Source organism: Alloalcanivorax marinus (genome assembly GCF_016906305.1).
GTDB lineage: Bacteria > Pseudomonadota > Gammaproteobacteria > Pseudomonadales > Alcanivoracaceae > Alloalcanivorax > Alloalcanivorax marinus.
In genome coordinates, this window is record NZ_JADDOL010000002.1 from 1 (window position 1) to 11,855 (window position 11,855).

The following is an 11,855-nucleotide window of genomic DNA, read 5'->3' on the forward strand; positions in this document are numbered from 1 at the left end:
TACCCGGGTGGTTCAGGCTTTTTCTTTATGTCCCTTCAACTGTGGGACAGCAGTGCCGCTCCGGGGCCTTTTTTCTGGTCCGCGAAAAGCCCGCAAAAAGCCCGCCTAATCCTTTCTTTGCCCTTGCTCTCCGGCTGCTAGCCTGACCTCAAACTGCCAGTAGACCGCATGAGGCCTCCATGTCCGTGAAAACCCGAACCCAGACCCGGTTCGCCCGTACCCAACAAGCCTACCAGCGTGCCTGGCGTCTCCGGGACTTTCACGGCGCCGAGAAACACGCCCGGGCATTGGTGGCGAACCATCCCAAAGAGGCATATTCCTGGCGGGCCCTGGGCGCCTGTTATATCGAGCTGGGGCGACCGGAGGAGGCGCTGTCGCCGTTGGCGGAAGCGGCGCGGGTGGCGCCGAACGACGCCCACGCCGCCTATCTGGCGGGTACCGCCCACCGTGCGTTGAAACAGTGGGACGCGGCCCGCGACCAACTGCTGCGGGCGCTGCGTCTGGATGGGAAGCACGCCCTGGCACACACCGAGTACGCCAGGGTACGACTGGCCACCGGCGACGTGGAGGGCGCCCTGGAGAATCTCCAGCAGGCACGCCGTCTGGAGCCGAAGAATCCCTTTATCCTCACCCAGACCATCAATGCGAACTCCGCCGCTCGCCGGATGAACGACGTGCTTGAGGACTGCCAGCGGCTGCTGGCTTTGGATAGCGCCTCGCCACAGTACTTTAACCTGGCGGCGGTCAAGCATTGCGAGATGGGCCTGTTCGAGCAGGGGGCACGCTATTTTGAGCAGGCCCTGGCACTGAACCCGGACTATCTGGAGGCGTTCTCCAACCGCATTTTCAACGCCCACTACGATCCGGCGCTGAGTGGCGAGGATATCGCCGCCCTGATCCGCCGTTGGCGCAAACAGTTCTCACCCGAACAACGTCCGGCCCGGGCCGAGACCGACCGTGACCCCCAGCGTCCGCTGACCATCGGGCTGCTGTCCGCGGGTCTGCGCAGCCATCCGGTCGGGCAGATGATCTCCTCGGCACTGGAACATCTGCCGGCACGGGACTTCAGGCTGATCGCCTATTCCCTCAACGACACCGAGGACCATATTACCGAACGGCTGCGCAACATCAGCGCCGGCTGGCACCGCGTGCACGGTTACGCCGACGCTTTGGTGGAGGCAAGGCTTCGTGAGGACCAAATCGATATTCTGATTGACCTGAGCGGTCATACGGACGGCAACCGATTGCGTCTGATCGCCCGGGAGCCGGCCCCGCTGATCGTCAAGTGGGTGGGCGGCCTGGTGAATACCACCGGTCTGGACGCCATCGATTATCTGATCAGCGATTCCGTGGAAACGCCCGCGGGTTGCGACGAGCAGTACTATGAGAAGCTGATCCGGCTACCGCACGACTATATCTGCTATCTGCCGCCGAGCTACGCGCCGCCGGTGCAGGAACTGCCGGCACGTGCCCTTGGCCGGATTACCTTCGGCTGCCTCAACAACCCGGCCAAGATCAACGATGTTCTTATCCGGGAATGGGCCACATTGCTCCATGAGGTGCGTGACAGCCAGCTACTGCTGCGCAGCGCCCAGTACAGCGACGCGGCATTCCGGGACCGTATCTGGACCCGCTTCGAGCAGGAAGGCATCGCACGCTCGCGTATTTTGCTGGAGGGCCCGGAAAAGCACATCGCTTTTCTGGACACCTATAACCGCATCGATATCGCCCTGGACCCCTGGCCCTATTCCGGCGGGCTGACCACCTGCGAGGCCTTGCTCATGGGGGTCCCGGTGATCACCCTGCCCGGCCCTACCTTCGCCGGCCGACATGCCGCCAGCCATCTGGTCAATGCGGGCCTGCCAGAACTGGTGGTCGACAGCTGGGACACTTATCGAGCCCGTGCTCGAGAACTGGCCGGCGATCTGGACACTCTGGCCACCATTCGCCGCAATCTCCGCGATACCTTGAAAGCGTCACCGGTGTGTGACGCACCGCGCTTCGCCGGCCATCTGGCCACGGCGCTGCGCGGCATCTGGCAGCGTCACTGCCAGCAGCAGTCGCCAGCGGCGCTAACCTTCTCCGCCGACGGCGCCGCCCGATTCGAAGACGGCACCGAGCTCACGCCTCATGCCGGGAACGGGCCCAGCCTGGTGGCGGCCAGCGACCAGCCGGGGCACGACGAAGACAGTTTCCAATTCGATTTCCAGGGCAAACTGATCGTACTGGACAACGGCGGCCAGTTACTGGACAGCGAGGCCGCTTCCTCGCTACTGGATCTGGGAGCCTTCGAGATACTGGTGTTCGATCCCCTGGGCCGGCACGCCCAGGCAACGCCTTCCCGGCGGGAAGGGCTCCAGTACTTCGCCAACGCCGGACTCGGCGACGGCCGCCCCGCCGTGCACTATGCCTGTCTGGAACCGACCTTGAGCGCAACACTCAAGCCGCTGGGCGATGCCCGCGTGCTCGCCGAACTGCCGGTGCAGACCGTGGCGCTCGGTGCCATCGAGGGACTGCCGTCCCTGGACTGGCTGCTCCTGGACGACCGCCATGACAATCTGGCCACCCTGGAACACGGCGGCGAACTGCTTCGGCAGGCCCTGGTGATACAGGCCCGGGTAAGACTGGCTCCGCATCACCATCAACAATCCGGCCTTGCCGGACTGGTCCAGGCCGCCGAGGCCAATGGATTCCGCCTCTACCGGTTCAATAACGAGCATTTCCACAGTCATCTCCCGGAGACCCTGGGCGCCGACCGCCAAGCGTCGGAGTTGACCGCCACGGACATGATATTCGTGCCGGAAGCGTCGCGAATGGAAGCCCTTGACGCCGACCGGAAGCAGCGCCTGGCGTTCCTGCTACATACCGTTTATGGCATCCGGGATCTGCCCTTCCGCCTGCTCAATGAGGTCAATCCGGACGCGGCCAAAGGCTACCTGCACAGCACCGGCCTGAGCATGGCGAAAGCCCCCATCGAAAACCCCACCACCTTCGTGGTGGGTTGCGGTCACAGCGGTACCACTCTGGTGGCCTCCATGCTCGGCGCCCACAAGAACATTCACTGCATTCAAAGGGAAACTTACTGGTTCATCAATAATCAACGGCTGGAGCAGGAATACCCGCTTGTGCTCGCCGAAGCCCGCAAGGAAGGCAAGGGCATGGTCTGTGAAAAAACCCCTCGTCATCTCTATCGTATCGACGAGATTCTGGAGCGCTTCCCAAGGGCACGCTTCGTGGCTCTGGTGCGCGACGGCCGTGACGTCGCCTGGTCCTTGAAGAAGCGTACCGGGTCTTTCGAAGAGGGGGTCCGTCGCTGGCGTGACGATAACCAGGAACTGATCGCTCAGCAGGGTCGCGGCAGTCTTCATCTGGTGCGTTACGAAGACCTGATCGAGGACCCGGAGTCGACGATGGGGGCGGTTCTTGCTTTCCTCGGCGAACCCTACGACCCCGCGGTGTTGGAGTTCCATAAAAAGGACTACCAGTGGTTCGACGTGCGCGATGCCCACGAGACGGACGGTCAAGGAGAAGACAACCACATGATTCGTCGCGCCTGGCAGATGAACCAGCCGCTGCACGATCGGCGGGGACTCTGGAAGGGTAACCTCAGCGACGAAGAACTGAGCCACCTGCGCGAGGAGTGCGGCGATCTGATGGAACACTTCGGCTATCACTTCGAAAACGAAAGAACGGATATTGATGCCTAAAGCTCGGGCGGGAGCGGCCGATAAACAAGCTGAAATATGCTGAATATTGCAAAGGCCCCGCCATGAGCTACCCGATCGACGGTTCCGCCTCCTCGCCGCAGGCGTCCCAGTTCTCTTACCTGGCCGCCCGCCAACGGGTGGAAAAGGTGCTTCAGCAACTGTCGGTACGGGCGGACGCGGACCACACCACCGCCGCCGAGGCGCGTGCCCTGTCCGGCGACGAGCTGGTGCGTCCGGTGCAGCAGATCAATGAGGTGTTGCGTCGTTACGGGGTGCAGTTCGAGATCAGCGAGGATTCCGGCCGTACCATCATCCGCCTGATCGACCGGGAGAACGGCGAACTGATTCGTCAGATCCCGCCGGAGGAAGCGCTCAATGCCTCGCAGCGCCTGGAGGAAGTAAAAGGGATGCTCCTGCGCGCTGAGATTTGAGAGCCGGGATCGGGCTCGAAGTTAAAAGTTAAAAGTTAAAAGTTAAAAGGGGAGCCACTCGCCCAAGCGCGGGCACGGCTTCTCAGTGCATGAAACGCGTTTCCGCGTTTCAACTTTCAACTTGTCACTTTCAACTGCTTCAAACCTGCATATTCATAATGTCTTTATAGGCCGTCACCAGCCGGTTCCTGACCTGCACGCCCATCTCGAACGCGATGCTGGCCTTCTGGCCGGTGATCATCACATCGTGCAGTTCCACGCCGGGCGCGCCGGCCTGGAAGGCGCGGGCCCGGGTGGCGGAGTCCTGCTGCAGCTGGTTGATGCGCTCCAGGCTGTTCTGCAACGCATCGGAGAAACCGCCGCTGCCCACGGTGGCGTTGAACCGCTCGCCGCGGGCGCCGTCCACCGGACCGGCCTGGGCGGCCAGGTCCCGCATTTGTGTCAAAGCCGCCTGCAGGGCGGGGCTGACCGGTGCGCTCATTGCCGCACTCCTCGTCGTCAATAAAGAGTCTTGATGGATAACGGCGAGCAGGTTACCAGTGCCCCGCCCCCGGCCAAGCGATCAATTGACGACAAAAAGCCGGGCTTTTCTTTCCTTTGCCGGGACCCCCGGCCCCGATAATGGCAAGCGTCGAATTACCGGCAGAGACGCAGCAATGCCCGAACAGCAGACCCACATCCGGGGGATGGCATGAGTAACGGCACCCCCACCCGGCCGTCCGGCAACGCCAACGGCGCCGAGGCGCTTTGGGCGCGACTGCGCGCCAATCCGCTGGTGCCCCTGCTGGTGGGCGGCGCCGCCGTGATCGCCGTGGTGGCGGCCTTGCTGATGTGGGCCAGCACCCCGGAATACCGGGTGCTCTACAGCAATCTCAGCGAGGCCGACGGCGGCCGCATCATTGGTGAACTGGAAAGCCGCGCCGTGCCCTACCGCTTCGCCGAGGGCGGCCGCGCGCTGATGGTGCCCGGCGATCAGGTCCACCGGCTGCGGCTTCAGCTCGCCGAGCAGGGCCTGCCCGAGGGCGGCAACGTGGGCTTCGAAATCATGGACCGGCAGGCGTTCGGCATCAGCCAGTTCGCCGAGCGGGTCAACTTCCAGCGCGGTCTGCAAGGCGAGCTGGCGGCCTCCATCGAGGCCCTGGGCCCGGTGGCCCGGGCCCGCGTGCATCTGTCCATGGCCAAGCCGTCGGTGTTCATCCGCGACCGCGAACCGGCCAAGGCGTCGGTGGTGCTGACCCTGGCGCCGGGCCGCACCCTGGGCGAGGGCCAGGTCAACGCCATCGTCCACATGGTCTCCGGCAGTGTGCCGGAACTGGCCATGGAAGACGTGACCGTGGTCGACCAGTCGGGCCGGCTGCTGTCCCGCCCGGAGGGCGGCGCCGGCGGGCTCGACGGCAGCCAGCTCGACTACGTGCGCGATCTGGAGCGCGGCTACCGCCAGCGCATCGAAAGCATTCTGGCGCCGATTCTGGGCCGCGACCGGGTACGTGCCCAGGTGGTGGCGCAGGTGGACTTTTCCCGCCGCGAGCAGACCAGCGAGCGCTACGGCCCCAACCAGAACGGCAACCCGGCGGCGGTGCGCAGCCGCCAGCTCAACGAACAATACCGCGGCGGCGACGAACTGGCCGCCGGCGTGCCCGGCGCGCTCAGCAACACGCCACCGGGCAGCGCCCCCTCGCCGATTCAGAATCCGCAGCAAAATCAGGACGGCGCCGACACCGGCGACGCCGATACGCCGGTACGCCGCCTGAACCAGGACAGCGTGATCAACTACGAAGTGGATCGCGACGTCACCCATGTGCAGCATCAGCGGGCAAGGCTGGACCGGCTGTCGGTGGCGGTGGTGGTGGATTACCGCGACGCGGTCGACGACCAGGGCCAGCCCGTCAGCGAGCCGCTGGAGCCGGAGCAACTGGAGCGTATCCGCCAGCTGGTCCGTCAGGCCATGGGCTTCTCCGAGGAACGGGGCGACGGCCTGGAAGTGGTCAACAGCCCGTTCACCGAGGACGCCGATACCGTGGAGCGGCAGGACTGGTGGCGCGATCCGTTCTGGCAGACCCTGCTGCTGTCCCTGGGCCGCTGGCTGTTGGTGGGCCTGGCCGCGCTGCTGCTGTTCCTGTTCGTGGTGCGCCCGCTGCTGCGGCGTTTCCTGGAGCAGCGCCCGGCGCCCCGCCCCGCCACCGCGGCGCCGGCGCCGGTGGCCGCCGCCCCCTACGCGGCGCGGCCGGACGCGGACCGCGCCGACCCGAACACGGAGGCGGACCCGCCGCCGGCCCGCCGTCGCCGCCGCCAGAACGGCGCCCACGAGCAGAACCTGAAGGACCTGCAGGAAATGGCCCAGGAAGACCCGGCCATGGTGGCCATGATCGTACGCAGCTGGATGAACCGCCATGACTGACCTGACCCACCTCCGTCGCGCCGCCATTCTGCTGCTGGCCCTGGACGAGGACAGCGCCGCGGACGTGTTCAAGCATCTGTCCGCCCGCGAAGTGCAGGATCTCAGTCAGGAGATGGCCAATCTGGGCCACGTGTCCCATGAAGACATGCGCCGGGTGCTGGACGACTTCTACGACGAATCCGATCAGTACGCGGCCCTGAATCTGTACTCCAGCGACCACATCCGCTCGGTGCTGACCAAGGCCCTGGGCAGCGAGCGCGCCTCCAGTCTGCTGGAGGACATCCTGGAGCAGCACGGCGCCAACTCCGGCATCGACGCGCTCAATCTGATGGAGGCCAACATCGTCTCGGAGATGATCCGCGACGAGCATCCGCAGATCATCGCCACCATCCTGGTGCACCTGGAACGGCGCCAGGCCGCCGATGTACTGGAATATTTCGACGACCGGCTGCGCAATGACGTGGTGCTGCGCATCGCCACGTTCAGTGGCGTGCAGCCCGCCGCCCTGCAGGAACTCACCGAGGTGCTGGGCGGCATGCTCGACGGCCAGAATCTCAAGCGCAGCAAGATGGGCGGCGCGCGCACCGCCGCCGAGATCCTCAATCTGATGAACTCCAGCGCCGAGGAGAAGGTGATCGAAACGGTGCGCGCCCACAGCGAGGACCTGGCGCAGAAGATCATCGACGAGATGTTCCTGTTCGAGAACCTGCTGGAAGTGGACGACCGCGGCATCCAGATGATCCTCAAGGAGATCAACACCAACTCCCTGGTGGTCGCTCTGAAGGGCTGCGACGAGGCGCTCAAGGAAAAATTCCTGCGCAATATGTCCACCCGCGCCGGCACCCTGCTGCGCGAGGACCTGGAAGCCAGCGGGCCGATCCGGGTGTCCCAGGTGGAGAACGAACAGAAAGCCATTCTGCAGGTGGTGCGCCGCCTGGCGGACAACGGCGACATCGTGCTGAGCGGCGGGGACGACGCCTATGTCTGACACCGCCCCCTCCAACCGGCGCGGCTGGCGCCCCTGGCAAATGGCGGAACTGGACGCGCCCCGGCGGCGGGCGTCCAGCGCGCCGGCCCAGGGCGACCCGACCTTCGACCATCAGTCGGAATTGCGGGCGCTGCGCGACAAGGTGCGCGAGGAAGCCTGGCGGGAGGGCCATCAGGCCGGCTTCGAGGAAGGCCACCGCGAAGGGCTGGCCCGGGGTCTGGCGGAAGGCCGGCAGCAGGGCGAGGAGGAAACCGCCCGCCAGCGCGCCGAGATCCTGACGCCGCTGGCCACCCTGGCCGGCGGCTTCGGCGAGGCGCTGCGGACCCTGGACGGCGAGGTGGCGGATCATCTGGTGGAACTGGCCCTGGCCACGGGCCGGCAACTGGCCGGCGAGGCGTTGCGTGCCCGGCCCCGCCAGGTGCTGGCCATCGTCCGCGAACTGATCCACGACGAACCCAGCCTGAACGGCAAAACCCGGCTGTGGCTGCATCCCCTGGACCTGGCCCTGGTGGAAAAGGAACTGGACGCGGAACTGACCGCGGCGGGCTGGAAACTGCACCCGGACGATCAGCTCAGCCGGGGCGGCTGCCGGGTCACCAGCCCCGCCGGGGAACTGGACGCCACCTGGGAAAGCCGCTGGGCCACGGTGGCCGGCCGCGTCCGCCGGCGCCGCCGCGCCGCCGATGAGGCGGACGCCGGGCCGGACGCCGACGACGGAGCGACCCCATGAACGCCGCCGCCGAGCGACACCATCAACAATGGTGCCAGGCGCTGGGCCGGGTCACCGAGCGCGTGGCCGGCGCCCCGGCCTACCTGACCAGCGGCCGGGTGGTGCGGGCCACCGGCCTGGTGCTGGAAGTGGTCGGCCTGCGCGTGCCCCTGGGCAGCAGCTGCCGCATAGAACTGACCTGTGACGGTGGCGGCGGCGCCAGCGGCTTCGCCGAGGCCGAGGTGGTGGGGTTCGCCGGCGACAAGTTGTTCCTGATGCCCTTGGCGGAGATCAGCGGCCTGACCCCGGGCGCCCGGGTGTTCCCCCTGGGCCAGGACGGCGCCGGCGCGCGCCGCTTCCCCCTGGGCGACAGCCTGCTGGGCCGGGTGGTGGACGGCAACGGCCGGCCCCTGGACGGCGGCGAGCCGGTGGACGAGGCGCCCCACGACACCCTGGCCGCGCCGCCGCTGAACCCGCTGGCGCGGGCGCCCATCGACGCCCAGGTGGACGTGGGCATCCGCGCCCTGAATACCCTGCTGAGCATCGGCCGGGGCCAGCGCATGGGCCTGTTCGCCGGCTCCGGCGTGGGCAAGTCGGTGCTGCTGGGCATGATGGCCCGCTACACCAGCGCCGACGTGATCGTGGTCGGTCTGATCGGCGAACGGGGCCGCGAGGTGAAGGATTTCATCGACAACATTCTCGGTGAGGAAGGCCGCCGCCGGGCGGTGGTGGTGGCGGCGCCGGCGGACACCTCGCCGCTGCAGCGCCTGCAGGGCGCCGCCTACGCCACCCGGCTGGCGGAATACTTCCGCGACGCCGGCCGCAACGTGCTGCTGATCATGGATTCGCTGACCCGCTACGCCATGGCCCAGCGGGAGATCGCCCTGGCCATCGGCGAGCCGCCGGCCACCAAGGGCTATCCGCCGTCGGTGTTCGCCAAGTTGCCGGGGCTGGTGGAACGGGCCGGCAACGGCGAAAGCGGCGGCGGCTCGATCACCGCCTTCTACACCGTGCTCACCGAAGGCGACGATCAGCAGGACCCCATCGCCGACGCCGCCCGCGCCATTCTCGACGGCCACGTGGTGCTGTCCCGTGGCCTGGCCGAGGCCGGCCACTACCCGGCCATCGACATCGAGGCGTCCATCAGCCGCGCCATGAACCACATCGTCGACGAGCGCCAGTGGCGACGGGCGCAGCGCTTCAAGCAATTGTTCTCCCGCTATCAACGCAACCGCGATCTGATCAGCGTCGGCGCCTACAGCCCCGGCCACGATCCGCTGCTGGACCAGGCGGTTCAGCTGTACCCGGAGATCGAAGCCTTTCTGCAACAGGCGATCAGTGACCGGGCCGGCATCGACGACGCGCAACGTGACCTGGAGGCTCTGCTGCCATGACCTCATCCACGCCCCTCGACACCCTCATCGACAAAAGCCGGGACGCCCGCGACCAGGCCGGCCGCCTGCTGGCCGACGAACGCCGCGGCGAGGCGCAGAGCGCCGCCCAGCTGCGCGCCCTGGAACAGTACCGCGCCGACTACGGCCGCCAGTTGCAGGACGCCATGAACGCCGGCATCGACGCCGCCCGCCTGGGCGACTACCGGCGCTTTATCCGCTCCCTGGACGACGCCATCGAGCAGGCCCGCCGCGCCCTGGCGCAACAGGGCGAGCGGGTCGCCGCCAGCCGCGACCAATGGCAGCAGCGCCAGCGCCAGCTGTCCAGCTACGACACCCTGGCCCAGCGCCGCGCGGCCCAGGCCCGCCATCAGGAGCAGCGTCGCGAACAGCGCGCCAGCGACGAAACCAACAACAACGCCGTGGCCCGGCGGCCCCGCTAACGGTCGGCATCAGGAGATCCCATGGACATCAGTGCATTGCTCAACACCCGACCGGCCACCACCGGCACCGTCGATCCGGCCCGCGGCGGCACCGCCGCCGGCTCCCTCCAGGGGGATTTCCAGACGGCCCTGGCCAGCGCCGCCGGGGACACCGCCTTGCCGGTGGACGGTCTCACCCTGCTGGGGGGCGCGGCGGACGGCCAGCCCGCCCCGGAACCGGCGGCCCGGCCCGCCGCGCTGATCGGCGAGGCGCTGCTGCGCGCGCCCCTGGCCCCCCGTGCCACCGCCGGGCAGGCGCCGGCCACCGAAGACGTTGCCCGGCTGGACGAAGACGCCCGGCCGGATCCGGTCACCCCGGCCGGTAGCGAGATGCCCGCGGACCCGGCCCTGACGGCGCCGCTGGCTCCGGCCCCGGCGGCGCCGCCGTCCGCCCCGGCCAGCGGCCCGGTGGCCACCACCGCCGCCCCCGTGGCGCGCGCGGAAAGCCGTGCCGACACCTCCCGGTTCACGCCCGCCGCCCCCGCCCCGGCGCAGGCCGCCGACGATGCCGCCGCGCCGTTGAAAGCCGGTACCCCGGCGACGACCGCCGCCGCCCCGTTCACCCTGGCGGTGAACCCGGACGACGCCGGCCCGCTCCGTGCCGGCTCCGATGCCCCGATGCCGACCCCGACCACCGCCGCCGCGCCCGCCGGCGCCACCACCGGTACCGGCGCCGGCAATGCTCCGGCGTCCACCACCGTGACCCTGCAGACGCCGGTGGCCAGCCCTGGCTGGGGCCAGGAACTGAGCCAGCAGGTGGTCAGTGTGGCGCGCCGGGGCGAGCAGCACATGGAGCTGCACCTCAATCCCCGCGACCTGGGCCCGATGAGCGTCTCCCTGAAGGTGGACGACCAGGGCGCCCAGGCCCACTTCTTCTCCGCCCATGCCACCGTGCGCGGCGCCCTGGAGCAGGCCCTGCCGCAGCTGCGCGAGGCCCTGGCCCAGCAGGGCATCGCCCTGGGCGATGCCCAGGTCGGTGACCAGCCGCGCCAGTTCGCCGGCGGTGACGCCAACGGGCAGGGGCAACCGGGCGCCCGGGGCGGCGCTCCGGCGCTGACCGGTGAGCCGGCGGACGACGCGGCCACCGCGCCCCGCGCCGCCAGCGTCGTGGTGGACCGGGGCGGCGTCGATCTTTACGCCTGAGACGCGCCCCGCGTCGCCGCGAAAATAGCCCCTATATCCACCGCTTTTCCGGCCATGCCGGAGGGCGCCGAACACCGATACTGACCGCCACGATGTTTCATTTGTCAGGCAAGGAAAACGCGAACCATGGCCGAATCCGGTAACCGATCCCGCAAGGTAGGGGTATTGATCGCCCTGATCGTGGTATTGGTGGCCGCCCTGGGGGCGGTGACTTTCTTTCTGCTGTTCGGTAACCAGGATCAGCCGGACACGCCGGCCGCCCAGGTGGAAGCCGCGCCGGCCCCGGCCCGCTTCGTCAAGCTGGAGCCGTTCACCGTCAACGTGCAGGGCGACCTGTGCGGGCAGCGTCTGCTGTACGTGGGGCTGACCCTGCAGGTGGGCGATGAGCAAACCGAACAATATCTGCTCGACAATATTCCGCCGCTGCGCAGCCGTCTGCTGATGCTGCTGTCCAGCCAGGATGCGGAAGCCGCCGCCACCCTGGACGGCAAACGGGCACTGGCCCGTCAGATCACGGCCATGTTCGAGGAGCCGCTGACGTCCTCGCAGCCGGAACTGGCGGTGCAGGACGTGCTGTTCACCGAGTTCATCGTGCAGTAACCGGGA

At 67.8% G+C, this 11,855-nt stretch carries 10 protein-coding genes; 9 read left to right on the top strand and 1 reads right to left on the bottom strand.

The window, feature by feature from the left end:
* Positions 1–179: 179 nt before the first annotated feature.
* Complete coding sequence (locus tag IM760_RS01565) at positions 180–3,707, top strand: O-linked N-acetylglucosamine transferase family protein (RefSeq protein WP_204426810.1); 3,528 nt, start codon at positions 180–182, stop codon at positions 3,705–3,707.
* 62 nt (positions 3,708–3,769) lie between these two features.
* Positions 3,770–4,138 carry a flagellar protein FlaG gene (locus tag IM760_RS01570; protein WP_204426811.1) on the top strand — a complete coding sequence of 123 codons (369 nt, stop codon included), beginning with the start codon at positions 3,770–3,772 and terminating at the stop codon, positions 4,136–4,138.
* Between the two features lie 139 nt (positions 4,139–4,277).
* Here IM760_RS01570 and fliE read toward each other — a convergent pair whose 3' ends face one another.
* Positions 4,278–4,619 carry a flagellar hook-basal body complex protein FliE gene (gene fliE, locus IM760_RS01575; protein WP_204426812.1) on the bottom strand — a complete coding sequence of 114 codons (342 nt, stop codon included), beginning with the start codon at positions 4,617–4,619 and terminating at the stop codon, positions 4,278–4,280.
* Between the two features lie 210 nt (positions 4,620–4,829).
* Here fliE and fliF point away from each other — a divergent pair, with 210 nt between their 5' ends.
* The 7 genes from fliF (at position 4,830) to fliL (ending at position 11,849) form a co-directional block, all read left to right on the top strand.
* Positions 4,830–6,536: a flagellar basal-body MS-ring/collar protein FliF gene (fliF, locus tag IM760_RS01580; protein ID WP_204426813.1), complete on the top strand. Its 1,707-nt coding sequence runs from the start codon at positions 4,830–4,832 to the stop codon at positions 6,534–6,536.
* Complete coding sequence (gene fliG, locus IM760_RS01585) at positions 6,529–7,524, top strand: flagellar motor switch protein FliG (protein WP_204426814.1); 996 nt, start codon at positions 6,529–6,531, stop codon at positions 7,522–7,524. Before fliF ends, fliG begins: the two co-directional genes overlap by 8 nt.
* Positions 7,517–8,254: a flagellar assembly protein FliH gene (locus tag IM760_RS01590; protein WP_204426815.1), complete on the top strand. Its 738-nt coding sequence runs from the start codon at positions 7,517–7,519 to the stop codon at positions 8,252–8,254. Before fliG ends, IM760_RS01590 begins: the two co-directional genes overlap by 8 nt.
* Positions 8,251–9,627 (top strand): flagellar protein export ATPase FliI, encoded by a 1,377-nt coding sequence (gene fliI, locus IM760_RS01595; protein WP_204426816.1) that lies wholly within the window; start codon positions 8,251–8,253, stop codon positions 9,625–9,627. Before IM760_RS01590 ends, fliI begins: the two co-directional genes overlap by 4 nt.
* Positions 9,624–10,067: a flagellar export protein FliJ gene (fliJ, locus tag IM760_RS01600; RefSeq protein WP_204426817.1), complete on the top strand. Its 444-nt coding sequence runs from the start codon at positions 9,624–9,626 to the stop codon at positions 10,065–10,067. Before fliI ends, fliJ begins: the two co-directional genes overlap by 4 nt.
* Positions 10,068–10,088: 21 nt before the next feature.
* Positions 10,089–11,249, top strand: a complete 1,161-nt coding sequence (locus IM760_RS01605; RefSeq protein WP_204426818.1) for a flagellar hook-length control protein FliK — start codon at positions 10,089–10,091, stop codon at positions 11,247–11,249.
* A 126-nt stretch (positions 11,250–11,375) separates the two neighbouring features.
* Positions 11,376–11,849, top strand: a complete 474-nt coding sequence (gene fliL, locus IM760_RS01610) for a flagellar basal body-associated protein FliL (protein WP_204426819.1) — start codon at positions 11,376–11,378, stop codon at positions 11,847–11,849.
* The last annotated feature ends 6 nt before the right edge of the window (positions 11,850–11,855 follow it).

Bases quoted from the DNA above. Each gene is read 5' to 3' on its own strand.
- IM760_RS01565 (WP_204426810.1), top strand. From the start codon at position 180: ATGTCCGTGAAAACCCGAACCCAGACCCGGTTCGCCCGTACCCAACAA.
- IM760_RS01570 (WP_204426811.1), top strand. From the start codon at position 3,770: ATGAGCTACCCGATCGACGGTTCCGCCTCCTCGCCGCAGGCGTCCCAG.
- fliE (WP_204426812.1), bottom strand. From the start codon at position 4,619: ATGAGCGCACCGGTCAGCCCCGCCCTGCAGGCGGCTTTGACACAAATG.
- fliF (WP_204426813.1), top strand. From the start codon at position 4,830: ATGAGTAACGGCACCCCCACCCGGCCGTCCGGCAACGCCAACGGCGCC.
- fliG (WP_204426814.1), top strand. From the start codon at position 6,529: ATGACTGACCTGACCCACCTCCGTCGCGCCGCCATTCTGCTGCTGGCC.
- IM760_RS01590 (WP_204426815.1), top strand. From the start codon at position 7,517: ATGTCTGACACCGCCCCCTCCAACCGGCGCGGCTGGCGCCCCTGGCAA.
- fliI (WP_204426816.1), top strand. From the start codon at position 8,251: ATGAACGCCGCCGCCGAGCGACACCATCAACAATGGTGCCAGGCGCTG.
- fliJ (WP_204426817.1), top strand. From the start codon at position 9,624: ATGACCTCATCCACGCCCCTCGACACCCTCATCGACAAAAGCCGGGAC.
- IM760_RS01605 (WP_204426818.1), top strand. From the start codon at position 10,089: ATGGACATCAGTGCATTGCTCAACACCCGACCGGCCACCACCGGCACC.
- fliL (WP_204426819.1), top strand. From the start codon at position 11,376: ATGGCCGAATCCGGTAACCGATCCCGCAAGGTAGGGGTATTGATCGCC.